This window comes from Streptomyces sp. NPDC052107 (assembly GCF_040680215.1).
GTDB lineage: Bacteria > Actinomycetota > Actinomycetes > Streptomycetales > Streptomycetaceae > Streptomyces.
In genome coordinates this window covers 1-23,456 of sequence record NZ_JBFAWG010000009.1, presented here as the reverse complement: position 1 = coordinate 23,456, position 23,456 = coordinate 1, and the positions used below count along the sequence as shown (strand labels likewise).

At 70.2% G+C, this 23,456-nt stretch carries 22 protein-coding genes, 1 rRNA gene, 2 pseudogenes and 1 riboswitch; of the genes and pseudogenes, 10 read left to right on the top strand and 15 right to left on the bottom strand.

Annotated elements, in window-relative coordinates:
- The first annotated feature begins 29 nt into the window (after positions 1-29).
- The 3 genes from AB0M27_RS12300 to AB0M27_RS12290 all read left to right on the top strand — a co-directional run bounded on the left by AB0M27_RS12300 (position 30) and on the right by AB0M27_RS12290 (position 3,545).
- Positions 30-560, top strand: coding sequence for a universal stress protein (locus AB0M27_RS12300; protein ID WP_365720670.1), 531 nt, complete (start codon positions 30-32; stop codon positions 558-560).
- Positions 561-728: 168 nt separating this feature from the next.
- Positions 729-1,286, top strand: coding sequence for a hypothetical protein (locus AB0M27_RS12295; protein WP_365720668.1), 558 nt, complete (start codon positions 729-731; stop codon positions 1,284-1,286).
- Positions 1,287-1,589: 303 nt separating this feature from the next.
- Entirely contained in the window at positions 1,590-3,545 is a 1,956-nt protein-coding gene (locus tag AB0M27_RS12290; protein WP_365720666.1) for an amino acid transporter, read from the top strand.
- A 50-nt stretch (positions 3,546-3,595) separates the two neighbouring features.
- Here AB0M27_RS12290 and AB0M27_RS12285 read toward each other — a convergent pair whose 3' ends face one another.
- Entirely contained in the window at positions 3,596-4,177 is a 582-nt protein-coding gene (locus AB0M27_RS12285) for a DUF1707 domain-containing protein (RefSeq protein ID WP_365721086.1), read from the bottom strand.
- 125 nt (positions 4,178-4,302) lie between these two features.
- Here AB0M27_RS12285 and AB0M27_RS12280 point away from each other — a divergent pair, with 125 nt between their 5' ends.
- The gene (locus AB0M27_RS12280; RefSeq protein WP_031174036.1) at positions 4,303-4,698 is read left to right on the top strand and encodes a molybdopterin-binding protein; all 396 of its coding nucleotides are present in this window, start codon (positions 4,303-4,305) and stop codon (positions 4,696-4,698) included.
- A gap of 147 nt (positions 4,699-4,845) precedes the next feature.
- On the opposite strand, the pseudogene AB0M27_RS12275 reads toward AB0M27_RS12280, so the two are convergent.
- Positions 4,846-4,971, bottom strand: a pseudogene (locus AB0M27_RS12275) (hypothetical protein); the annotation flags it as partial.
- A 90-nt stretch (positions 4,972-5,061) separates the two neighbouring features.
- Between AB0M27_RS12275 and AB0M27_RS12270 the strand changes: the two are divergent.
- Positions 5,062-5,342, top strand: a pseudogene (locus tag AB0M27_RS12270) (aldehyde oxidase); the annotation flags it as partial.
- Here the strand turns inward: AB0M27_RS12270 and AB0M27_RS12265 are convergent.
- Positions 5,257-5,745, bottom strand: a complete 489-nt coding sequence (locus tag AB0M27_RS12265) for a molybdopterin-dependent oxidoreductase (protein ID WP_365720663.1) — start codon at positions 5,743-5,745, stop codon at positions 5,257-5,259. The pseudogene AB0M27_RS12270 and the gene AB0M27_RS12265 overlap by 86 nt on opposite strands.
- 206 nt (positions 5,746-5,951) lie before the next feature.
- On the opposite strand from AB0M27_RS12265, the gene modA reads away from it, so the two are divergent.
- From modA to AB0M27_RS12245, 4 genes are read left to right on the top strand one after another with little or no spacing between them, the layout of a single operon-like run.
- Positions 5,952-6,773 (top strand): molybdate ABC transporter substrate-binding protein, encoded by an 822-nt coding sequence (gene modA, locus AB0M27_RS12260; protein ID WP_365720661.1) that lies wholly within the window; start codon positions 5,952-5,954, stop codon positions 6,771-6,773.
- The gene (gene modB / locus AB0M27_RS12255) at positions 6,770-7,630 is read left to right on the top strand and encodes a molybdate ABC transporter permease subunit (protein ID WP_365720659.1); all 861 of its coding nucleotides are present in this window, start codon (positions 6,770-6,772) and stop codon (positions 7,628-7,630) included. Before modA ends, modB begins: the two co-directional genes overlap by 4 nt.
- Positions 7,627-8,889: an ABC transporter ATP-binding protein gene (locus AB0M27_RS12250; protein ID WP_365720657.1), complete on the top strand. Its 1,263-nt coding sequence runs from the start codon at positions 7,627-7,629 to the stop codon at positions 8,887-8,889. The genes modB and AB0M27_RS12250 overlap by 4 nt, the downstream gene beginning before the upstream one ends.
- Before the next feature lie 28 nt (positions 8,890-8,917).
- Positions 8,918-9,337, top strand: coding sequence for a TOBE domain-containing protein (locus AB0M27_RS12245; RefSeq protein WP_365720655.1), 420 nt, complete (start codon positions 8,918-8,920; stop codon positions 9,335-9,337).
- A 52-nt stretch (positions 9,338-9,389) separates the two neighbouring features.
- Here AB0M27_RS12245 and gcvP read toward each other — a convergent pair whose 3' ends face one another.
- Complete coding sequence (gcvP, locus tag AB0M27_RS12240; protein ID WP_365720653.1) at positions 9,390-12,275, bottom strand: aminomethyl-transferring glycine dehydrogenase; 2,886 nt, start codon at positions 12,273-12,275, stop codon at positions 9,390-9,392.
- A 172-nt stretch (positions 12,276-12,447) separates the two neighbouring features.
- A riboswitch (glycine riboswitch) is annotated at positions 12,448-12,542 on the bottom strand.
- A gap of 119 nt (positions 12,543-12,661) precedes the next feature.
- Here gcvP and AB0M27_RS12235 point away from each other — a divergent pair.
- Positions 12,662-13,033: a PRC-barrel domain-containing protein gene (locus tag AB0M27_RS12235; RefSeq protein WP_365720651.1), complete on the top strand. Its 372-nt coding sequence runs from the start codon at positions 12,662-12,664 to the stop codon at positions 13,031-13,033.
- On the opposite strand, the gene AB0M27_RS12230 is transcribed toward AB0M27_RS12235, so the two are convergent.
- The 11 genes from AB0M27_RS12230 to rrf all read right to left on the bottom strand — a co-directional run.
- Entirely contained in the window at positions 12,955-14,445 is a 1,491-nt protein-coding gene (locus AB0M27_RS12230; RefSeq protein ID WP_365720649.1) for a DNA polymerase IV, read from the bottom strand. The genes AB0M27_RS12235 and AB0M27_RS12230 overlap by 79 nt on opposite strands.
- A 66-nt stretch (positions 14,446-14,511) precedes the next feature.
- Positions 14,512-15,195, bottom strand: coding sequence for a MerR family transcriptional regulator (locus AB0M27_RS12225; RefSeq protein ID WP_365720647.1), 684 nt, complete (start codon positions 15,193-15,195; stop codon positions 14,512-14,514).
- Positions 15,196-15,420: 225 nt separating this feature from the next.
- Complete coding sequence (locus AB0M27_RS12220; protein ID WP_053666762.1) at positions 15,421-15,894, bottom strand: bifunctional nuclease family protein; 474 nt, start codon at positions 15,892-15,894, stop codon at positions 15,421-15,423.
- Positions 15,895-15,980: 86 nt separating this feature from the next.
- On the bottom strand, positions 15,981-16,718 hold the full coding sequence (locus tag AB0M27_RS12215; protein WP_365720645.1) for a MerR family transcriptional regulator: 738 nt from the start codon (positions 16,716-16,718) through the stop codon (positions 15,981-15,983).
- Positions 16,719-16,761: 43 nt separating this feature from the next.
- Entirely contained in the window at positions 16,762-17,589 is an 828-nt protein-coding gene (locus AB0M27_RS12210; protein WP_365720643.1) for an FHA domain-containing protein, read from the bottom strand.
- 190 nt (positions 17,590-17,779) lie between these two features.
- Positions 17,780-18,637 carry a DUF881 domain-containing protein gene (locus AB0M27_RS12205; RefSeq protein ID WP_365720641.1) on the bottom strand — a complete coding sequence of 286 codons (858 nt, stop codon included), beginning with the start codon at positions 18,635-18,637 and terminating at the stop codon, positions 17,780-17,782.
- A gap of 5 nt (positions 18,638-18,642) precedes the next feature.
- A complete protein-coding gene (locus AB0M27_RS12200) occupies positions 18,643-18,975 on the bottom strand; it encodes a small basic family protein (RefSeq protein ID WP_003988855.1) in 333 nt (110 codons plus the stop codon).
- On the bottom strand, positions 18,972-19,886 hold the full coding sequence (locus AB0M27_RS12195) for a DUF881 domain-containing protein (protein WP_365720639.1): 915 nt from the start codon (positions 19,884-19,886) through the stop codon (positions 18,972-18,974). Before AB0M27_RS12195 ends, AB0M27_RS12200 begins: the two co-directional genes overlap by 4 nt.
- 149 nt (positions 19,887-20,035) lie before the next feature.
- Positions 20,036-22,531 carry a mannose-1-phosphate guanyltransferase gene (locus tag AB0M27_RS12190; RefSeq protein ID WP_365720637.1) on the bottom strand — a complete coding sequence of 832 codons (2,496 nt, stop codon included), beginning with the start codon at positions 22,529-22,531 and terminating at the stop codon, positions 20,036-20,038.
- Between the two features lie 114 nt (positions 22,532-22,645).
- Complete coding sequence (locus tag AB0M27_RS12185) at positions 22,646-23,254, bottom strand: CDP-alcohol phosphatidyltransferase family protein (RefSeq protein ID WP_365720635.1); 609 nt, start codon at positions 23,252-23,254, stop codon at positions 22,646-22,648.
- A gap of 107 nt (positions 23,255-23,361) precedes the next feature.
- Positions 23,362-23,456, bottom strand: a 5S ribosomal RNA gene (gene rrf / locus AB0M27_RS12180); the annotation flags it as partial.

Sequence of the window (23,456 nt, the reverse complement as noted above, 5' to 3'; positions counted from 1 at the left end):
CGGGGTCGCCCGCGAGGAACGGTGGAGTGATGTCCGGTTACGACGGCTCGGCGAGCGCTCGGGTGGTGGTCGGTGTGAGCGGCTCCCTGGGCAGCGTCGCGGCCCTGCGGCGGGCCACCGCGCTGGCCCGCCGGCTGGGCGCGGAACTGTGGCCGGTGCTGGCCTGGGAGCCGCCGGGCGGTGACCCCGCCGCGCGCCGCTCCCCCGCCGCCCGTCTGCTGGTGGAGGACTGGCAGCGGCTGGCCAGACAGCGGCTGGCCTCGGTGCTCGAGGAGATCTTCGGCGGGGACGCCCCCGGTGTGCCGATACACGCCGTCGTCGTCCGCGGTGCCCCGGGCCCGGCGTTGGTGGCGACCGCGGACCGGGAGGACGACGTCCTGGTGGTGGGCGCGGGCCGGCGCGGTCTGCAGCGCGCCTTCTCGGGCCGCGTCTCCCGGCACTGCCTGGCGCACGCGGTCTGCCCGGTGCTCGCGGTGCCCCCTTCGCCGCTGGAGTCGGAACTGCTGTCCGTCCACCGACGCAACACCTGGCATCTGCGCATGGACATCCGGCGCCTGTGAGGCCGGCCCCGGCGCGTTGATCGCGCGATGAGCCGCCACGGGGCCCGGGATCTCGATGCGCCGGGCGTGCTGGGGTCGCGTCAAGAACGGCCCGCCGGCCGTCAGGGCGCCGTCAAGGTGACCAGCAGCAGTGCTCCGGCGGGCCCGGGCGTGTCTACCGTCTCGGTCATGAGGCACCGCGACGACACCCACGCCCCGCTCACGGGCTCGTACCCGACCGGCACCGCCGGCACGGCGTACGACCGTGACTGGGAAGCGGATGTGCGCGCGTCGCTCCGGTGCGCGGCCGTGCTGCTCGGGATGCTGCTCTTCATCGACCGGGCGGCCGGCACCCTCACCTGGTGGCGGGGTGCCCTGTGGGCGGGCATCGCCCTGCTGTTGTTCCTGGTTCTGGTCCCGGCGCGGGTCTCGGCCGGTGCGGGTTGGCTCACCACGCGCCGTCTGCTGCGCATCCGCCGGGTCCGCACCGATCTGCTCGTCGCGGTGCGCCCGCTGGACGGCGTCGCCCAGCGGCTGGTCCTGCGGGACACCCTCGGCAACCGGGCCGAGATCGACCCCGAGGTCCTGATCCGCAACCCGGCCCTGTGGCACCTGCTCGACGAGGGGGCCCGGCGATCCGAGGCCGCCGGCACCCTGCTGTGCGGCACGACCGCCCTGCACCGCCTCGCGCACCGCCTCGACCGCGAGACGGCTCGGGCGGTGTTCCGGGCCTCCGGCATGGAATGAGGTGGTGCGTCCGAGGCCCTGCGACCTGACGATCGGTGGCTCTGCACGGCTCCCGGGACAATGACACTCGGTGGCCGTCCCCGGCTCCGCGCCGCGGGCCGTCGACCGAGCGGCCGTGCTCCCGGCAAGCCTCTCCGGCCTCCTCTTCTTGCTGCGGCCCTGCCGCTCCCGCGCCATTCTTAACGCAAGATTGACGCCTCCCCACCCCGGATCCGTGGGCCCAGGCGTCACTCTCTGCATACGCTGGTGCCCGCCGTCCGCGATGGCCGGGAAAAGAGCTGAGCCGCACACAGGAGCCCACCGATGGCCACGACCGAGCACCCCCCTCCCAGTCGCTTGCGCAACTGGATGCTGGAGGGGCTCTCCGACATGGGCAAGCACGGCGGCCACACCGGGCCCCACGCCGAGCCGGAACCCCCGCACAAGGGCCAGCGCTGGTGGCGTGTGATGTGCCTGACCGGTGTCGACTACTTCTCGACCCTCGGCTACCAGCCGGGCATCGCGGCGCTCGCGGCGGGACTGCTGGGGCCGATCGCGACCATCGTCCTCGTCATCGTCACCCTGGCCGGTGCGCTTCCGGTGTACCGCAGGGTCGCCGAGGAGAGCCCGCACGGCGAGGGTTCGATCGCCATGCTGGAGCGGTTGCTGTCCTTCTGGAAGGGCAAGCTGTTCGTCCTCACGCTGCTGGGCTTCGCCGCCACCGACTTCCTGATCACGATCACCCTGTCGGCCGCCGACGCCTCCACCCACCTGATCGAGAACCCGCATCTGGCCGACGCCCTGCACGGCAAGCAGATGCTGATCACCCTGATCCTGGTGGCGCTGCTCGGCGCGGTGTTCCTCAAGGGCTTCCTGGAGGCGATCGGCGTCGCGACGGCACTGGTCGGTGTCTACCTCGCCCTGAACGTCGTGGTCGTGGCAGTCGGCCTCTATCACGTGGTCACCGCGGGACATGTGATCACCGACTGGTCCAGCGCGCTGACCGCCCAGCACGGCAACGTCTTCGTCATGATCGGCCTGGCGCTGATCGTCTTCCCCAAACTAGCGCTCGGTCTGTCCGGCTTCGAGACCGGCGTCGCCGTCATGCCGCACGTCCAGGGCGATCCCGGGGACACCGAGGAGAAGCCGACCGGCCGGATCCGGGACACCAAGAAGCTGCTCACCACGGCCGCGCTGATCATGAGCGCGTTCCTGATCGCCTCCAGCTTCATCACCACGCTGCTCATCCCGGAGAACGAGTTCAAGACCGGTGGTCAGGCCAACGGGCGCGCACTCGCGTACCTCGCGCACGAGTACCTCGGCAATGCCTTCGGCACGGTCTACGACGTCTCGACCATCGCGATCCTCTGGTTCGCCGGCGCCTCCGCCATGGCCGGCCTGCTGAACCTGATGCCGCGCTATCTGCCCCGCTACGGCATGGCGCCGCACTGGGCCCGCGCGGTGCGACCGATGGTCATCGTCTTCACGCTCATCGCCTTCCTGGTCACCTGGCTCTTCGACGCCAACGTCGACGCGCAGGGCGGCGCCTACGCCACCGGTGTGCTGGTGCTCATCAGCTCCGCGGCGATCGCGGTGACCATCGCCGCGAACAAGGCGGGGCAGCGCAAGTGGACCATCGGGTTCGCCGTGATCTCCGCGGTGTTCCTCTACACGACCGTGGTGAACGTCATCGAGCGCCCGGACGGTGTGAAGATCGGTGCCTGCTTCATCGTCGGCATCATCCTGGTCTCGCTGCTGTCCCGGCTCGCCCGTGCCTTCGAACTGCGCGTGACCAGCCTGACGCTCGACCCGATGGCGGAACGCTTCATCCGGGACATGGCCAGCCGGAAGATACGGTTCATCGCCAACGAGCCCGGCCACCGCGACAAGGCCGAGTACCGCGACAAGGTCGGGCAGATCCGGGCCGACAACGACATGCCGGAGCAGGAGGACTTCGTCTTCGTCGAGGTCACGGTCACCGACCCGTCCGAGTTCGAGGCGGGCCTGACCGTGCGCGGCGAAGTCCTGCACGACCGCTACCGCGTCCTGACCCTGGAGTCCTCCTCCATCCCCAACGCCCTTGCCGCGCTCCTCCTCCATGTGCGCGACATGACCGGCTGCACCCCGCACATCTACTTCGAGTGGACCGAGGGCAACCCCTTCGCCAACTTCCTCCGGTTCTTCCTCTTCGGCCAGGGCGAGGTCGCCCCGGTCACCCGCGAGGTCCTGCGCGAGGCGGAACCGAACCGGCCGCTGCGCCCCCGCGTCCACACCGGCTGAGGCCGGACAGGCTTCGGCAGGGGTCGGCCCGCTTCAGTCGAGCGCGCGGTCTACCTGCCGAACCAGCGCCTGGGCGGCCGTACCTCCAGCCGCCCGAGGCCGAGCCGGCCGTGTATCTCCACGCGGAGCACGGCCGGCGCCCCCGGATCGCCGGCGGGCCGCACCTTGGTCTTGCCGTACCCGATCACCAGCTCGTCGGCGTCCACGACGACACCGGGCCGGGTGATCAGCCGCAGGTTGCCGCCGCGCATGTCGAGGTCGATGCGGAGAATGTCGTGCGTGATCACCGCGCTGGTGAAGTCGAGGGTCACGTCTCCCCACGCGGACGCGATCTCCATCCGGCGCGGCACCGCCCAGCCGTCCGCGCGTACGGCCGATGCGCCCTGCTGCTCGATCCGCACGACGCCCTTGGCCGGTGCGGCGCCGCCCGCGTCCGGCAGATCGGCGGTGAGCGCCGCCAGCTCGCGGAGTGTGCGGGCGGACAGGGCGGCCGTCACGCGCTCGTCCAGCTCCTCGGCCGTGATCCGGCCGTCGCCCGCGGCGACCGTCAGCACGTCCACCGCCCGGTCCCGGTCCGCGTGCGAGGCACGCAGCCCGGACGGCATCTCCGTGTGCAGCAGCTCGGCCGCCATACCCTCACCCCGATTCAGCACGTCCCCGCAGGGGCCCATCGTCACGAACTAACGCTATATCGCGTTATACCCAACGGCCAACCCCATGTCCACGGTTCCCCCGGCGTGGCCCTATCGTGACCGGCATGCAGTCCTACACGATCGGCCAGGCGGCACGGCTGCTCGGCGTGAGCCCGGACACCGCACGCCGCTGGGCCGACGCGGGCCGGGTGGCGACCCATCGCGACGAGTCCGGGCGGCGGCTCATCGACGGCAGGGATCTCGCCGCGTTCTCGGTCGAACTGGCCAAGGCGGGCGGCGGCGAGGAGGACGCCTCCTACACCTCCGTGCGCAACGCCTTCCCCGGCATCGTCACGGCGATCAAGCTCGGTGACGTCGCCGCCCAGGTGGAGATCCAGGCGGGTCCGCACCGGCTGGTGTCGCTGCTGACCCGGGAGGCCGTCGAGGAACTCGGCCTGGAGGTCGGTATGGAGGCCACCGCGCGCGTGAAGTCCACCAACGTGCACATCGACCGCGTCTGAGCCGTCACCGGCATCGCCGGTATCACCGGCACAGCAGCGCCGCCCACAGGTCGAGCCGGTCCCACAGCCGGGACAGGTGACGCCCGGTGAGCCGCTCGATGGCTCCACCCGGTAGTGCACGGTGTTGACGTGCAGATGCAGCGCCTGCGCCGCGCGCGCCCAGGAGCCGTCGCAGGCCAGGAAGGTCTCCAGCGTGCTCAGCGGGACGGCGGTGGCGGGCCGGTCGGCGTCCAGCAACGGGCCGAGGACCGTACGGCTGAAGGCGGCACGCACATCGGCCGCCCCCCGTGAGCAGGGCGTCCAGGGTGGTGAGGGAGCCGGCGTCGGTGAGGCGGGAGGCGTCGGGCGCGGTGGTGCGGGCCGAGAGGGGCGGTCGACACGGCTGCCTTCCGCCGCTACCGGTTCCCGCAGTACGCCGACATGCCGCGCGCCGAGGTGCACTTCATGGAGACCGCCGACGCGATCGGCCCGCAGGGCGCGAAGTCGATGAGCGAGAGCCCGTTCAATCCGGTCGCCCCCGCCCTGGCCAACGCACTGCGGGACGCCACGGGCGTGCGGTCACCGAGCTGCCGCTGCTGCGTGACCGGGTATGGCGGGCGCTGGACCGGCACAGCGGTAGCCGCCGTCCACCCGGATCGCCGTGATCCCGCTGATGTGCCGGGCCCCGCACCGGTCCTGCGGGAGCACCAGCTGGGGCCCGGCCTCGTCCAGCGGGGTGTCGTCGATGCGCACACCCAGCAGGACGGGCGCGCCCGCGAAATCCGGGTCGATCTCGGCCCAGGACAGCACGGCGTGATGGCCGTCGGTGCCGGTCACCGCGATGAGAAAGCGCAGCCGGTCCTTGCGCCGCGCCGGGTCGAAGCCGGGACCCGCGTCGGCGAGGACGTCGTACAGCCGGGGGCCGGCGAACCGGTGGTGCTGGATGCCGCTGGTCGCGCACTCGAAGCTGACGTCCACCCGGTGCTGCGGCCAGCGGAGCAGGTCCGGCACGGTCAGCCGGGCGGGCCGGGCCAGATCGCCGGCCAGGGCGAGTTCCGCGAGCGTCACCTGCGACCACCTCCCGCAGCACCGTACCCGCCGCGGCACACCGTGCAAACGCACATGCAAGCTCCAAGTCGCGAGTTCGCAGCTCATGCGATGAGACAGGAGGCTTACGGCTGGCAGATGCGGCAGTATCATCGCCGCACGGCCGGTTCTCCGGGCCGTGACAGGGCGCGACAGTCGTTCCACAGAACCTGAGGAGTAGATCCGTGATGACCCGTTCCGTGCGCCGGACCCGGCGGTTGCTGCAGCTGGCCGGCGCGGGAGCCGCCGCCCTGATGGCCCTCAGCGCCTGCTCCTCGTCCTCGGACGCGAAGGACACGACGTCGGACAAGTCGACCTCGGCCTCCCCGGAGCTGTCCGGCGACATCACCGTGTTCGCCGCCGCCTCCCTGAAGGAGAGCTTCACGACCCTGGGCAAGGAGTTCGAGAAGCAGCACCCGGGTACCAAGGTCAGCTTCAACTTCGGCGGCAGCGACACGCTCGCCGCGAGCATCACCGGCGGTGCCCCGGCGGACGTCTTCGCCGCCGCCAGCCCCAAGACCATGGGGATCGTGACGGACAAGAAGGACGCGGTCGGCACCCCGGCCACCTTCGTGCGCAACCAGCTGGAGATCGCCACCCTGCCGGGCAACCCCGACAAGGTGTCCTCCCTGAAGGACCTCACCAAGTCCGGCCTGAAGGTCGTGCTGTGCGACAAGACCGTGCCGTGCGGCGCCGCCGCGCAGAAGGCCCTGGACGCCAGCAAGCTCAAGCTCACCCCGGCCTCCTACGAGCAGGACGTCAAGGCCGCCCTGAACAAGGTGGAACTGAAGGAAGCCGACGCCGCGGTCGTCTACAAGACGGATGTGAAGTCCGCGGCCGGCAAGGTGGAGGGCGTGGAGTTCCCCGAGTCCGCCGAGGCGATCAACGACTACCCGATCGTCCTGCTGAAGAACGCGCCGAACGCCAAGGCCGCCAAGGCGTTCATCGCCCTGGTGCAGTCCGCCGAGGGCCAGAAGGTGCTCGGCGAGGCGGGCTTCCTCAAGCCGTGACCTCGCTCCACAAGCCCGGCGCCGCGACCGGTCCCCGCACGGACCGGCCGCGGCGTCGCCGCGTCGGCGCGGGGGGCCGACGCGGGGTGCCGTTGCCGCTGCTGCTGCCGGGCCTGCTGGCGCTGGCGTTCCTGCTGCTGCCGCTGGTCGCGCTGATCATCCGCGCGCCCTGGCGCAGCCTGCCGGACCAGCTGTCCAGCACGGAGGTGTGGCAGGCGCTCCAGCTGTCGCTGGTCAGCGCCACAGCGGCAACGGCCGTCAGCCTCGTCCTGGGCGTGCCGCTGGCCTGGCTGCTGGCCCGCACGGAGTTCCCCGGCCGGGGCCTCGTACGGGCCCTGGTGACGCTGCCCCTCGTGCTGCCGCCGGTGGTCGGCGGTGTGTCACTGTTGCTGGCCCTCGGTCGCAACGGGGTGATCGGCAAGGTGCTGGACTCCTGGTTCGGGATCACGCTGCCGTTCACCACCGCCGGGGTCGTGATCGCGGAGGCGTTCGTCGCGATGCCCTTCCTGGTCATCAGCGTCGAGGGCACCCTGCGCGCGGCCGACCCGCGCTTCGAGGAGGCGGCGACCACGCTCGGCGCGTCCCGCTTCACGGCGTTCCGCCGGGTCACGCTGCCGCTGATCGCACCCGGCATCGCGGCGGGCGCGGTCCTGGCCTGGGCGCGTGCGCTCGGCGAGTTCGGCGCGACGATCACCTTCGCGGGCAACTTCCCCGGCCGCACCCAGACCATGCCGCTCGCGGTCTACCTGGCCCTGCAGAACGACCCCGACGCCGCGATCTCCCTCAGCCTGGTCCTCCTGGCGGTGTCGATCGCGGTGCTGGCGGGGTTGCGAGACCGCTGGATGACAACACCATGACGAACCCCCACCCCACGCAGGGACAACCCGCACCTACCGACGCAGCCGCAGCCCGGCCGGGACACCCCGCACCCCCACCGCCACAACCCGCACCCGACGACGGCGCCGCACCCCCACAGGGTCCACCCGCACCCGACGACGAAAGCCGCACGGGTGGTGCGGGTGGGAACCCGAAGCCGGCCGAAGGCCGGCGCCCCACCACGCACCCGCACCCGCCCACGGCCGGACTCGACGCCCACCTGGTCGTCGACCGCACCACGTTCCGCCTGGACATAACCCTCACCGCCGCCCCCGGCGACGTCCTCGCCCTCCTCGGCCCCAACGGCGCCGGCAAGACCACCGCCCTGCGCGCCCTCGCCGGCCTCACCCCGCTCGCCGCCGGCCACCTCCGCCTGGACGGCACCTCTCTGGAGCGCACTCCCCCGGAGTCCCGCCCAGTCGGTGTCGTCTTCCAGGACTACCTGCTCTTCCCCCATCTCTCCGCCCTGGACAACGTCGCCTTCGGCCCACGCTGCCAGGGCGCGAGCAGAACCGAGGCCCGCGCACAGGCCGCGGCCTGGCTGGACCGCATGGGCCTCGCCGACCACGCGGGCGCCAAGCCGCGCCGCCTGTCCGGCGGGCAGGCCCAGCGCGTGGCCCTCGCCCGCGCCCTGGCCACCCACCCGAGGCTGCTGCTCCTGGACGAGCCCCTGGCCGCCCTGGACGCCCGCACCCGACTTGAGGTCCGCGCCCAACTGCGCCGCCACCTGGCCGACTTCGAGGCGGTCGCCGTCCTGGTCACGCACGACCCGCTGGACGCCATGGTGCTCGCCGACCGGCTGATCGTCATCGAGCACGGCCGGGTCGTCCAGGAGGGCACCCCCGCCGACATCGCCCGCCACCCACGCACCGACTACATCGCCCAGCTCGTCGGCCTCAACCTCTACCGCGGCCAGGCGGACGGACACACGGTACGACTCGACGCGGGTCCGGCGATCACGACCACCGAAGACCTGTCCGGTCCGGCGTTCGTGGCGTTCCCGCCGTCCGCCGTCACCCTGTTCCGGGACCGCCCCACCGGCGCCAGCGCCCGGAACCTCTGGCGCTGCGAGGTGGCCGGCCTGGAGACGCACGGCGACCAGATCCGTGCCGACCTCACCGGGGAACTCTCCCTCGCCGCCGACCTCACCACGGTCGCCGCCGCCGAACTCGACCTGCATCCCGGCGCCGCTGTATGGGCGACGGTGAAAGCGACCCAGACGCACGCATACCCTGCCTGACCGGACGAGCGCTCTACCGTGAGTGCCCATGACCCTGAGCATCCGCAACCAGCTCCCCGGCACCGTCACCGAGGTCCACCCGGGCGAGGCCATGGCCACCGTCAGACTCCGGCTGGACGGCGGCCAGGAACTCATGGCGGCCATCACCAAGGAATCCGCCGAGGACCTCTCCCTCGCCCCCGGCACGCCCGTCCACGCGCTGGTGAAGTCGACCGAGGTCTCCCTGGCCACGCAGCGGGTCCAGGGCCTGTCGATCCGCAACCAGCTTCCCGGCGCGGTCACCGGCCTCACGACCGGCACCGTCATGGCCACCGTCAAGATCACCGTCGACGGCGGCGAACTGACCGCGGCGATCACCAAGGACGCAGTCGCCGACCTCGGCCTCTTCGTGGGCTCCGACGTGATCGCCCTGATCAAGGCGACCGAGGTGTCTCTGGCGACGGCATGACACGGCGAGGGCCCCGCCCGGAAACCGGACGGGGCCCTGTGGCACGGCTTGCTCAGTCCTCGTACGCATCCAGCGGCGGGCAGGAGCACACCAGGTTGCGGTCACCGAAGGCCTGGTCGATACGACGCACCGGCGGCCAGTACTTGTCGGCGGTCGAGGCACCGGCCGGGAAGACGGCCTCCTCGCGGCTGTAGGCGTGCTTCCACTCGCCACCGAGCGCGGCGGCGGTATGCGGCGCGTTCCGCAGCGGGTTGTCCTCCGCCGGCCACTCGCCCGCGCCGACCTTCTCGATCTCCGCGCGGATGGCGATCATCGCGTCGCAGAACCGGTCCAGCTCGGTGAGGTCCTCCGACTCGGTCGGCTCGATCATCAGCGTGCCGGCCACCGGGAAGGACATGGTCGGCGCGTGGAAGCCGTAGTCGATCAGGCGCTTGGCCACGTCGTCCACGCTCACACCGGTCGCCTTGGTCAGCGGGCGCAGGTCGATGATGCACTCGTGCGCCACCAGGTTGCCGGGGCCGGTGTAGAGCACCGGGTAGTGCGGCTCCAGGCGCTTGGCGACGTAGTTCGCCGAGAGCACGGCCACCTGCGTGGCCCGCTTCAGACCCTCGCCGCCCATCAACCGGACGTACGCCCAGGAGATGGGCAGGATGCCCGCGGAGCCCCATGGAGCGGCCGAGATCGGGCCGACGCCCGTCTCGGGGCCCGCGGCCGGCTGCATCGGGTGGTTCGGCAGGTACGGCGCCAGGTGCGAGCGGACCGCGACCGGGCCGACACCGGGGCCGCCGCCGCCGTGCGGGATGCAGAAGGTCTTGTGCAGGTTCAGGTGCGAGACGTCACCGCCGAAGTGGCCCGGCTTGGCGAGGCCGACCAGGGCGTTGAGGTTGGCACCGTCGACGTACACCTGACCGCCGGCCTCGTGGACCTGGGCGCAGATGTCGGCGACGTGCTCCTCGAACACACCGTGCGTGGACGGGTAGGTGATCATCAGCACCGCCAGCTCGTCGCGGTACTGCTCGATCTTGGCGCGCAGGTCCTCGACGTCGATCTCGCCGTCCTCGGCGGTCTTGACGACGACGACCTTCATGCCGGCCATCACGGCGCTGGCGGCGTTGGTGCCGTGCGCGGAGGACGGGATCAGGCAGACGGTGCGCTGCTCGTCTCCGTTGGCGCGGTGGTAGCCGCGGACGGCGAGCAGACCGGCCAGCTCGCCCTGCGAACCGGCGTTCGGCTGCAGGGAGACCTTGTCGTAGCCGGTGACCTCGGCGAGACGTTCCTCCAGCTCGCGGATGAGGGTGAGGTAGCCCCCGGCCTGCTCAGCCGGGGCGAAGGGGTGCAGCTGGCCGAACTCGGGCCAGGTGACCGGCTCCATCTCGGTGGTCGCGTTGAGCTTCATGGTGCAGGAGCCCAGCGGGATCATGCCGCGGTCGAGCGCGTAGTCGCGGTCGGCCAGCCTGCGCAGGTAGCGCAGCATCGCGGTCTCGGAGCGGTGCTGGTGGAAGACCGGGTGGGTGAGGTAGGCGTCGGTGCGCAGCAGCGCCTCGGGCAGGGTGTCCTCGGCCGTCGCGTCCACGGCCTCGATGTCGCCCTCGACCCCGAAGGCGGACCACACGGCGGCCACCTGGGCCCGCTTGGTGGTCTCGTCGCAGGCGATCGAGACCTGGTCGGCGTCGACCAGGTGCAGGTTGACGCCGTGCTCCCGGGCGGTGGCGACGACCTCGGCGGCCTTGCCTGGCACCCGCGCGGTGAGGGTGTCGAAGAAGGCGCCGTGCACGATCTCGACACCGCCGGCCTTCAGGCCCGCGGCGAGGATCGTGGCGTACCGGTGCGTCCGCCGGGCGATGGTCTGCAGCCCCTCCGGCCCGTGGTAGACGGCGTACATGCCGGCCATCACGGCGAGCAGCACCTGCGCGGTGCAGATGTTGCTGGTCGCCTTCTCCCGGCGGATGTGCTGCTCACGGGTCTGCAGCGCGAGCCGGTAGGCCTTGTTGCCGTCGGCGTCGACGGAGACGCCCACGAGACGGCCGGGCAGGCTGCGAGCGAACTTCTCGTGCACCGCCATGTAGCCGGCGTGCGGGCCGCCGAAGCCCATCGGCACACCGAAGCGCTGGGTGGTGCCGACGGCGATGTCCGCGCCCAGCTCACCCGGCGAGGTCAGCAGGGTCAGCGCGAGCAGGTCGGCGGCGACGGTGACGAGCGCGCCGAGCTCGTGCGCCTGGTCGATGACCGGCTTGATGTCACGTACGGCACCGGAGGCGCCCGGGTACTGGATGAGCACGCCGTTGATCTCACGCGCGGCGATGTCGGCCGGGATGCCCTCGCTGAGGTCGGCGACGACCACCTCGACACCGGTCGGCTCCGCGCGGGTCTGGATGACGGCGATGGTCTGCGGCAGCGCGTCCGCGTCGATGAGGAACAGGCCCTTCTTGTTCCTGCCCATGCGCCTGGACAGCGCCATGGCCTCGGCGGCGGCGGTGCCCTCGTCCAGCAGGGAGGCGCCGGAGGTGGGCAGCCCGGTGAGGTCGGCGACCGTCGTCTGGAAGTTCAGCAGCGCTTCGAGGCGGCCCTGGGAGATCTCCGGCTGGTACGGCGTGTAGGCCGTGTACCAGGCCGGGTTCTCCATGACGTTGCGCAGGATCACCGGCGGGGTGAAGGTGCCGTAGTAGCCGAGGCCGATCATGGAGTCGAGGACCTGGTTGCGGTCGGCGAGCGAGCGCAGCTCGGCGAGCACCTCGGCCTCGGTGCGGGCGCCCGGCAGGTCGAGCGCGTCGGCGTTCTTGATGACATCCGGGACCGCCGCGGCGGTCAGCTCGTCCAGCGAGCCGTAGCCGACCTGCGCGAGCATCTTGGCCCGCGCCTCCTGGTCGGGCCCGATGTGGCGCTGCTCGAACGGGATGCCCGCTTCGAGCTCCGAGAGCGGAATACGATGGGCGGTCATTGCGGAGGCCTCCTGGTCTGACGCGACCTTCGAGGGCACCACGACGCGGGTGCCCGGACGGCCTCCCCCTCTGTCATCTCAACCTGAGAGCTTCACCGGGGCCTGGAGGTCCCGGTTTTCACCGTCGGTGAGAGCGGAAGCCGTCGACATCCGCCCTGCTTTCCAGAGTGACCTCGTCCGTGCGGTACGTGAGCCTGAGAGATTCCGGGGAGGATTTGCTCCTTCGGCGCCTCCGAGGTGGTCGGAGGACTCTCCCGCACGGGGTCAGCAGCCGCTGTCAGCCTACCAGCGAGGTCGACGCCCGGGCCCTCGAGTGGCCGCCTCCCCGAATCTGCTCTTTCGTAGTGCTTACGGATGAGTTGCGACCACGTGGAGGGAGAGGGACCGTGCAGACCGAGATCGATCCGCGCAACCTGATCGGCCGCAAGGCGTTCGACCGCAATGGCACCAAGATCGGCACCATCGACGAGGTGTACCTCGACGACGCGACCGGCGTGCCCGAGTGGGCGGCGATACGCACCGGCCTGTTCTCCCGCGACGCCTTCGTACCCCTGGAGCCGAGCGAGCTGATCGAGGGCTCCCTCCAGGTCCCGTTCGACCGCGCCCTGATCAAGGACGCACCCGACTTCGGCGTGGGCCGCCATCTCTCCCCCGAGCAGGAGCTCCAGCTCTACCATCACTACGGTCTGGACGTGGCATCACCTTCCTCGGCCCCGGACCACGACTTCGGCAAGCTGGCGGGATCGGAGGAGACCTGATCGCCGAATTCCTCCGGGGTCCGGGGCAAAGCCCCGGGTCGGCCACTGCTTGACGGACCGAGACAGGCCGGCGGCTGGGCAGGATCCGCGACCAGCGGCAACGGATCGGCGGACTCCAGCGCGGGGTCCTCGACAAAGAACGTCCGCACCCTCCCCGGAGGGGACTGCGGCGTCTCGAACCGCACCGTCACCCGCCCCAGCCCGCTCCCCTGCACCCACCCGTGCCCGTACTCCGCATGCCGTACGTCCTGTCCCGCGCGCCAGTGCCGTTCGGCGGGCTCCGGCCGCTCCACGACGACCTCGGCCCCAGCCTCCTCCGGCGCCTCCGCCGTCCGCGAGGGCATGGCCTGCGCGAACAGGTCCTCCTGGGTGTAGTCGGCGAGCCCGGAGACGCCCACGCCCAGCAGCCGTACCCCACCCGTGGTGTCCACGGAGTCCAGCAGCCGCGCGGCCGCCTCCCGCACGACCACGGGATCGTCCGTGGGCCCTCTGAGCGTCTCGGAGCGGGTCAAGGTCGAGAAGTCGTACCGGCGCACCTTCAGCACGATCGTCCGCCCCGACAGCCCGGCCCCGCGCAGCCGCCCCACACACCGGTCGGCGAGCCGCTGCACCTCCAGCCCGATCCGGAGCCGGTCATGGATGTCCACGTCGTAGGTGTCCTCGACCGACACCGACTTCGCCTCACGCTCGGCCACCACGGGCCGCTCGTCATGGGCCAGGGCCATGGCGTACAGCGCCTGCCCGTGTGCCTTGCCCAGCAACCGGACCAGCTCGTCCTCGCCCGCCTCGGCCAGCTCCTCGACCGTGGTGATCCCGGCGCGGCGCAGATGGTCCCCGGTGGCCGGCCCGACCCCCGGCAGGGTCCGCACCGGCATCGGTCCCAGCAGGGCCCGCTCGGAGCCCGGCTCTATGAGCACCAGGCCGTCCGGCTTGGCCTGCTCCGAGGCGATCTTGGCGAGCATCTTGGAGGCGGCGAGCCCCACCGATCCGGTCAGCCCGGTGACCGCCCGGATGTCCGCGCGCAGCTTGATCCCGGCCAGCCGCGCCGACTCCTCGTCCCAGGCCGTCCCCCCGGCCTCCAGATCCACGAACGCCTCGTCCAGGCTGAGCGGCTCCACCAGCGGCGACAGCTCCTGGAGCAGTGCCATCACCTGCTCGCTGATCGCCCGGTACACAGCGAAGCGCGGCACCAGATACGCGGCATTCGGTGCCAGCCGGCGTGCCTGGGCCATGGGCATCGCCGAGTGGACCCCGAAGACACGTGCCTCGTACGAAGCGGTGGCCACGACCCCGCGCGGCCCGAGCCCGCCCACGACGACCGCCCTCCCGCGCAGGCTCGGCTTGGATGCCTGCTCCACCGAGGCGTAGAAGGCATCCATGTCGAGATGCAGGATCGTGGGCGCGTTTCTCACATCTCCGATGCTGCACCACGGCACTGACAACGCCCGGGTCCGGAGCGCGCCGGGTCCGGACCGCTCTCAGACCGCCCGGTTGCGCCGCCGCGCCAGCTCGTCCGCGGGGTTGTGCCCGACCAGCGTCTCGCCGGTGTCGATGCGCTCGCCGTGCAGCTGGGAGAGCGCGCTTTCCACGTCCCGCCACACCACGCCGACGGCGATCCCGAAGATCCCCTGGCCGCCCTGCAGCAGGGCGTGGACCTCGTCCGGCGAGGTGCACTCGTACACCGTGGCGCCGTCGCTCATCAGGGTCATCCGCTCCAGATCACGGAAACCGCGTTCCCTGAGGTGCTGCACGGCCGTGCGGATGTTCTGTAGCGAGACCCCGGTGTCCAGGAACCGCTTGACGATCTTCAGGACGACGACGTCACGGAAGCTGTACAGCCGTTGCGTGCCCGACCCGTACGCGGGCCGCACGCTCGGCTCGACCAGGCCGGTGCGCGCCCAGTAGTCCAGCTGCCGGTAAGTGATGCCCGCGGCCGCGCAGGCCGTCGGCCCGCGGTAGCCGATCTGTTCCGCCGCCATGGACGCCGCCCCTCCGCCGTTCGGCACCACCGTCGGCCGCTGCGGAGCGTGACCGACCGCGCTGCTCGGTTGGGGATACCCGCTGTTCGAACGCAGCTGAGAGCTCGGGGGAGGGTACGGACCGCTGTCCCCGAACCCGCGTCCGGGGGCACCCCCAGCCGTACCGTCGCCGCTGGTGCTCACGCCGACCTCCGTCCTTGACCTGCCTTCACGACGGTAGGCAGTCACCAGGGGTGCGTCAACGATCGCCACACTCGGCACGCCGAGTGATAATCACCCTAGGAGTGGTTTCCCGTGTCCCACCGCGGGGAAAGGCTAGCCGAATGCGTTCGGGGGAGGCCGTAGGACGCTCTCAATGGCCGGTGGCAATTGCCCGCGCGCAGGGGGCGCCGACGCTCACCGGCCGACTCACTGGCTGCTGGTGCCGAAGTCCTCGGGCGAGATCTGGTCGAGGAACTCGCGGAACTTCTCCACCTCGTCCTCCTGCTCGTCCGGAATGGCGATGCCGGCGTCGTCCAGCACCGCGTCACTGCCGTAGATCGGCGTTCCGGTGCGCAGGGCCAGCGCTATGGCATCGGAGGGGCGGGCGCTGACCTCGACGCCGCTGGCGAAGACCAGCTCCGCGTAGAAAACACCTTCCCGCAGATCGGTGATGCGTACTTCGGTCAGCTCCTGGCCGACGGCCTCCAGCACGTCCTTGAACAGGTCGTGGGTCAGCGGCCTGGCGGGGGCCATGCCCTGCTGGGCGAACGCGATCGCCGTCGCCTCCCCCGGCCCGATCCAGATGGGGAGGTAACGGTCGCCTCCCACTTCGCGCAGGAGCACGATCGGTTGGTTGGAGGGCATTTCGACCCGGACACCTACGACATCGAGCTCGTTCACACAGCAACCCTAGGCCGTGCTCGGGACGTTTGGGTAGTCGGGCCGGGAACAGGTGGCCGATCCGGCCGCTCACGGCCCCCCGCTGTTCAGGGCAGCCGCACCCCGAGAGCGGTCTGCACCAGTGCCGTGTGCAGCTTCACCGTGAGCGCCGCCAGCTCCTTCGCACGGGCCTCGGCATGGGCCCTGGTCTGCGGGTTGCGGTGGCGCCTGAGCGGGGCCACCACCTGGTCGACCAGTCCGGCCTCGCGGTCGGCGGCCGCCTTCATCACCCGAAGGTGGCGTGGCTCGATCCCGAACCGGCCTAGTTCGGCGACGAGCGAGGCCACGGTGACCGCCTCGGCGTCGTACGCCCCGTCCTCCAGGGGAGCGATGAGCCCGTACGACTCCCACTCCTTGAGGTCGCCCTCGTCGATCTCCGCGGCCGCCAGCAGCTCGGCCCTGCCGATCCGGGCCACCGTGCGCGCCACGGACGGCTCCGGAACGTCCCCAGTGGTGCGCTGAAGGCCCACCACGGGCAGCTGGACGGCCTCGCCCCGCTCCATGGCGTCCAGGTGCTCGCGGATCACCTTGAGCGGCAGGTAGTGGTCCCGCTGCATCCGCAGCACATGCGCCAGGCGCTCGACATCCCCGGCGCTGAACTTGCGATATCCCGAAGGGGTCCGCTGCGGCTCGATGAGCCCCTCCGACTCCAGGAAACGGATCTTGGAGATGGTGACTTCGGGGAACTCGTCGCGCAGCACGTTCAGCACCGTGCCGATGCTCATCAGCCCACTGTCCCTGGCGGCGGTACCGCTTCCGGCACCGCCGCTCGGTGTTTGAAGCATGGACCTTCCCTGGGGTCCCCCCGGACACCGGTCCGGGGGCGGGTCAGATGCCCTGCCGGCTCGCGTAGAACACCAGCCGGTACTTGCCGATCTGCACCTCGTCGCCGTTCGACAGCGGGACCTGATCGATCCGCTCGCGGTTGACGTACGTGCCGTTCAGACTGCCCACGTCGGCCACCGTGAACGAGCCATCCGGGGAGCGCCGGAACTCCACGTGCCGGCGCGAGACCGTGACGTCGTCCAGGAAGATGTCGCTCTGCGGATGACGGCCGGCCGTGGTCAGGTCGCTGTCCAGCAGGAAGCGGCTGCCCGAGTTCGGTCCCCGGCGCACCACCAGCAGCGCCGAGCCCATCGGCAGCGCGTCCACCGCGGCCTGTGCCTCGGGCGACAGCATCGGCATCTGCGTCTGGCCGGTGACCTCGGAGTCGTAGGCCTCGAGACCGGAGATCGAGATCGTGGACGTCGTCTCGGAGGCACGCTCCGGCGCCACTCCGGGGCGCAGCGGCGCGCCACAGTTGGAACAGAAGCGGGCGTTCTCCGCGTTGCGGTTACCGCACCTCGTACACACCAGGACCGACATCGACGGATCCTCCTGCGGCTGCCCCACCGGGGCGTTGGACGCGTACGGACCGGGGGCGAACCCTCCACCCGCACCTGAGGTTGACGGTTGCCCGAAACCTATGCCGCCGGACTGGGCAGGGTCAACCGACGCCCCGCCCTGACCTCCGGAAATGTCACCGCCCGGACCAGCGACCTGGTCCCGGAACAGCGGGCGCCGACCCTCCGCGTCAGGCTGTGCGCGGTGACGAGCGGTGGCGTTGTCGCTGCCCTCTCGCGCGCTCTTGCGGAACAACTTCGCAAACAACTTCACGGGCGATTCCCCTTGACCGAAACAGACCCGCCCGTGGGGCAGGACGAACCCTGATTGCCTACACCGGCCGAGCCGGACATTCTCACAACGTCCGTATCCATCAGACAGTTTCCACCACGCACCACCCGTTCGGTGCGCCGACCCCCCGCAACCTCATGCCCCTGCCGGACGTCCCCCATGCACCACCGGTTCACTGGGAGGACGACCGAGCGTAGTCAGGCCGCTTCGCCTGTCGCAAGGCGTCCACGACGATCTTGCCCGACTGCTGGACCGTCACCGTGGCCTGCTCCTTCTCCAGCGTCTGCACCACGCCTCCCGGGATGTTCAACGCCGGCTCCAGGTCCTGCGGCTTGCCGATGACCTTGAAACGATAGGGGGCATTGATCTTGTTCCCGTCGACACCGACGCTCTTGCCGGAGTCCGTGAAATAGGTGCCAGCGACCACCCGGACCCCATTGACCTGGATCGCCTCCGCACCGGCCGCACGCAGCTCCTGGATCGCGTCGAGCAGCATGTCCGCCTTGACCGTCCCCTTCGTGTCCTCGATCGTCATCGTGATGCCGGGACCCTGAGCCGCCACCGTGCCCGCCAGAATGCCGAGTTGCTTCTCCTTCTCGGCCGTCTGCTTACGAGCCTCCGCCGCCTGGTCGGAGCTGCTCTGCAGTTCCTGGCGCTGCTTTTCGAGTCCCTGCTTCTCGTCCTCAAGACGCTGCGTACGCGAATCCAGTTCATCGAGAATGCGAACAAGATCTTCCTGGCGTGCGCCGCGCAGCGCGCTGTCGCTGTCGCTGTTGGACGCCACCTGCACGGCCAGGCCGAAGCCGAGGCCGAACAGCAGCAGGGCGACGATGAGTTGGGCCCGGGACACCCGTGGCGGCCACAGTCCCTTCACCAGCCGCTGCCGACCGGTCAGCGGCTCCTCCGCCTTCTGCACCGGCACCGGCTCCGGTGCCCGCGCGGGCACCTCCTCGGGCAGTTCCTTGCGCAGCCTGTGCTCCGGCTTCTCCGGCTGCTCGTTCCGCTTGTTCGGCTCGTTCTGCTCGCTCATCGGTGTCACGCCCGGAACACGTGCCGCCGGATAGCCGCGGCGTTGGAGAAGATCCGGATGCCGAGGACGACCACGACGCCTGTGGACAGCTGAGCACCCACGCCCAACTTGTCGCCCAGGAACACGATCAGCGCGGCGACGACCACGTTCGACAGGAACGACACCACGAAGACCTTGTCGTCGAAGATCCCGTCGAGCATGGCCCGCAGACCGCCGAAGACGGCGTCCAGCGCCGCGACGACGGCGATCGGCAGATAAGGCTCCACGACCGCCGGAACCTCTGGCCGGACCAACAGGCCGGCCACGACTCCCACGACGAGGCCCAGTACGGCGATCACGATGTGCCCTTCTCAGTCTTCTCGGTGCTCGGCTGTGCTGTGCGTACGATCACACTCGGTGCGGCTGGCAACCGTACGTCGCCCTCCGTGGAGATGGTGGCGCGGATGCCGAAGTTCTGCTCCAGGGCGTGCAGATACAGGCCGTCCGCACTGCTCTGGAACTCGGTGCTCAACCGTTCCCCGTCCCCCACCGCCAGCACCGTGTACGGCGGCACCAGCGGCTTGTTGTCGACCAGTATCGCGTCCCCCGCGGCCCTGATCGCGGACAGGGCCGTCAGCCGCTGCCCGTTGATGGAGATGGCCTCGGCGCCGGACCCCCACAGGCCGTTCACCACGCGCTGCATGTCCCGGTCGCGCACCCGGCCGGTGTCGGAGAACCCGGAGGTCTCCCGCGGGTTGGTGCCGTCACCGCCGGTGCTGGCCTCCTTGGCGTCGTTCACGACGAGCTTGAGGCCCGGCCCGTGGACCGCCGTGGCGCCCGACAGCACGCCCACCAGGTCCGCCTGTGCGCTGCCGCCGCTCGACTTCAGCGCCGCCCGCTGGCGCGCGCCGACGTCGTCCCTGAGCTTGTCGACCGTGCCCTCCAGCTTGTCCGCGTTCGCGGTCTCGCTGTCGATGCGGTCGATCAGCTCCTGCCGCTCCTTGGCCACCACTGGCGCCGCCGCCCGCGTCTGTGCCGCCCCGACGGTCACGACCAGCGCAGCGAGGACGAGGCCGGCCGCGAGGCCGAGCTTCGCCCTGAGGGTCTTGGGCAGGCCGCCCTCGCCCTGGGACTTCTTGCGGGCTGCGGCCTCGGCGTACCCGTCGTCGAGGCTGTGATCCATGACGTTGGTGATCAACGACATGGAGGCGTCCGGACGCTGCGCCCGCGTGGGGCTGCTCCGAACGGGTTGCTGCGGCATGCCGCACATCGTCGCATGTCGCGAGGAGTACCTCCGAATGGCCCCACCGGCGTGCCGGACAGGCCCCCTTGAAGGACACTTGTCCGGCACGCGCGCGTGCGTGGGTTTTGCCGCCCGGCGACGTGCACTCCCTACGCCAGGCCTTACCTACTCCGGCCTTACCTCCCGGCGCTGTCCACTACGGCCGACCACTCGTCCAGCAGGGCCTGCGCCGAGGCGTCGTCCGGCCCTTCGGCCCACAGATGGGTGACGGCCTCGGCCGGGTCGGGCAGCACCATCACCCAGCGCCCGTCCGTCTCCACGACCCGCACACCGTCCGTGGTGTCGACAAAGCGATCCCCGGCAGCCTCGACGACCCGCCGCATGACCAGACCCTTGACGGCCCATGGCGTGGCCAGATCCCGCTTGAGGACGTGCGCCCGCGGGATCCGCGCGTCGATCTGGCTCAGCGTGAGCTGCGTGCGCGCCACCAGCCCGATCAGCCGTACGAAGGCCGCAGTGCCGTCGTAGACGCTGCTGAACTCGGGGACGATGAACCCGCCCTTGCCGTCACCGCCGAAGATGGTGCCCTCCTCGCCCCCCACACGCGTGAGGTCGTCCGGCGACGTCGTCGTCCATTCGACCTGGGTGCCGTGGTAGGCGGCCACCTGCTCGGCGATCCGGGTCGTGGTCACCGGCAGCGCCACCCTGCCGCTGCGCCGCTCCGCGGCCACCAGATCCAGCATCACCAGCAGCGCGCGATCGTCCTCGATGATCCGGCCCTTCTCGTCCACGAGCGACAGCCGCTCGCCGACGGGGTCGAACCGGACCCCGAACGCGGCCCCCGAGGACGCCACTATCTCCCCCAGCCGCACCAGCCCCTTGCGCCGCATCTCCTCCGTCTCCGTGGGCCGGGACTCGTCGAGACCGGGGTTGATGGTCAGGGAGTCCACGCCCAGCTTGCCGAGCAGGCTGGGCAGCACCAGCCCGGCACTGCCGTTGGAGGCGTCGACGACGACCTTCATGCCGGACTCGGCGATCCCGGTCGTGTCGACGTTCCGCAGCAGCGATCCGGTGTAGGAGTCGAAGACGCTCGCCGGGAAGTACAGGTCGCCGATCTCTCCGGGGAACGCCCTGCGGTACTCCTGCCGCGCGAACACCCGGTCCAGCTTGCGCTGGCTGCCCTGCGACAGGTCGGCGCCGTTGCCGTCGAAGAACATGATGTCGACCGAGTCCGGCACGCCCGGCGAGGTCCGGATCATGATGCCGCCGGCGCTGCCGCGCGCGGTCTGCTGCCGGGCAACGGGCAGCGGTACGTTCTCCAGGTCGCGTACGTCGATGGCGCTGGCCTGCAGAGCGGAGATGACCGCCCGCTTGAGCGCACGGGCGCCTCGGGAGTGGTCGCGGGCCGTGGTGACCGTGGAGCCTTTCTTGAGGGTGGTCGCGTAGGCGCCGGCCAGCCGCACGGCGAGTTCCGGCGTGATCTCCACATTCAGGATGCCGGACACACCACGGGCGCCGAACAGATGGGCCTGCCCCCTGGACTCCCAGATGACGGACGTGTTGACGAAGGCACCGGCCTCGATGGTCTTGAACGGATAGACCCGGACGTTGCCCTGGACGATCGATTCCTCACCGATCAGGCACTCGTCACCGATGACCGCACCGTCCTCGATCCGCGCGGCCCGCATGATGTCGGTGTTCTTGCCGACGACACAGCCGCGCAGATTGCTGTGCTGCCCGACGTACACGTTGTCGTGCACGACGGCCTTGTGCAGGAAGGCGCCGCTCTTGACGACGACGTTCGAGCCGACGACCGTGTGCTCCCGGATCTCCGCGCCGGCCTCGACCTTCGCGTAGTCGCCGATGTAGAGCGGCCCGCGCAGTACGGCATCGGGGTGCACCTCGGCGCCCTCCGCCACCCAGACCCCAGGGGAAATCTCGAAGCCGTCGATGTCGACGTTCACCTTGCCCTCGAGAACATCGGCCTGGGCCTTCACATAGCTCTCGTGGGTGCCGACGTCCTCCCAGTAGCCCTCGGCGACAAAGCCGTAGATCGGCTTGCCTTCCTTCATCAGCTGCGGGAAGACGTCACCGGACCAGTCGACCGGAACATCGGCTTCGACGTAGTTGAATACCTCGGGCTCCATGACATAAATGCCCGTGTTGACCGTGTCGGAGAAGACCTGTCCCCAGGTCGGCTTCTCCAGGAAACGCTCGACCTTGCCTTCCTCGTCGACGATGGTGATGCCGAACTCCAGCGGATTGGGCACCCGGGTCAGACAGACCGTGACCAGCGCGCCCTTCTCCTTGTGGAAATTGATCAGCTCCGTGAGGTCGAAGTCGGTCAGGGCATCACCGGAAATGACGAGGAAGGCATCGTCCTTCAACGCCTCTTCGGCGTTCTTGACGCTTCCGGCGGTACCGAGTGGCTTCTCCTCATTGGCATAAGTGAGCTCCATTCCGAGCTCTTCACCGTCGCCGAAGTAGTTCTTGACGAGCGATGCCAGGAACTGGACGGTGACAACGGTCTCGGTGAGCCCGTGCCTTTTGAGCAGCCGTAGCACGTGCTCCATGATCGGGCGGTTGGCCACGGGCAGGAGCGGCTTGGGCATGCTAGAGGTCATGGGGCGCAGGCGGGTGCCTTCGCCCCCGGCCATCACGACGGCCTTCATGTCGGAAGCGTCCTCCTCACAAGAGACGACGGTCTAGCCGACTTCACCCGTCCAGATTGTCCCGCACTTTTCCACCGCGGGCCATGTGGCGTAACGTCCGGACAATCGCCGAGCTCAATCGACCATGGCGTCCGCACGAACCAAACGGCGGACCTGTACCACGTAGAGCACTCCTGCCCACCAGTAGAGCGTTGTACCCCATCCGGCGAACGCCCATCCGAAAACAGCGGCGAGTGACGCGATCCAACCGCTCCCATCGCTAAGGAGCAGCAACGGGAAGGCATACATCAAGTTGAAGGTGGCTGCCTTCCCGAGGAAGTTCACCTGGGGCGGCGGATACCCGTGCCGGCGGAGGATGCCCACCATCACCAGAAGCATCAGCTCTCGCGCGAGCAGGAAGGCGGTCAGCCAGAGCGGCAGGATCTCCCGCCAGGTGAGACCGACCAACGTGGAAAGAACATAGAGTCGGTCGGCGGCGGGATCGAGAAGCCGGCCGAGACTGCTGATCTGATTCCAGCGCCGGGCGAGCTTGCCGTCGAGATAGTCGCTGATCCCGCTGAAGGCCAGCACGAGGAGAGCCCAGCCGTCGCTCTTGGGGCCCCCGAACTCGGGCCTGAGGATCAACCACAGGAACAGGGGTACGCCGACGAGCCGTGCCATGCTGAGGATGTTGGGGATGGTGAGGACACGGTCCGTCTGGACACGCGTCTCCTGGACCTCCACCCGGGGGCCTCCTGTGCGAAACGAGCCAACGATGCCCCCTGACCCTACCTCAACGCAAAAAAGCTCCGGCCCCTGGGCAGTGCCCAAGGGCCGGAGCTGTAAAAGGAGTTCGGCGGCGTCCTACTCTCCCACAGGGTCCCCCCTGCAGTACCATCGGCGCTGTGAGGCTTAGCTTCCGGGTTCGGAATGTAACCGGGCGTTT